General features: G+C 69.7%; 1 protein-coding gene. It reads right to left on the bottom strand.

The window, feature by feature from the left end:
* A partial coding sequence (locus FXF52_RS41335) for an AMP-binding protein (protein ID WP_148805097.1) occupies positions 1 to 337 on the bottom strand: 337 nt, incomplete at both ends.

Below are 337 nucleotides of genomic sequence, written 5' to 3'. Positions count from 1 at the left end.
CCGATCGGTTGGTCCGCCGAAGGGGTCCGGAATGAACCGCTGCGCAGTCAGCTCCGGCCGGTTCAGATAGCCGCGGGCCACGCCCGGTCCGCCGACGTGGATCTCGCCGGTCACGCCGACCGGTACGAGCTGACCGTGGCTGTCGAGCAGGTGGACGGTCAGGTCGGCCAGCGGCACGCCGACGCGGTTGGGTGCGCCGGGCATCAGGTCGGCGGCCTCGACCTGGTAAAAGGTCGTGTGCACGGTGGTCTCGGTGATCCCGTACATGTTGTAGAGGCCCGGCCGGTCGAGGCCGAACCTGTCCACCCACGGGGCGAGCTGCGGCACATCCAGCTTC

The sequence above is a fragment of the Micromonospora sp. MP36 genome, assembly GCF_008119785.1.
Classification (GTDB): Bacteria; Actinomycetota; Actinomycetes; order Mycobacteriales; family Micromonosporaceae; genus Micromonospora.
The sequence above is the reverse complement of the archived record's forward strand: the minus strand, read 5'-3'. Positions and strand labels throughout refer to the sequence as shown.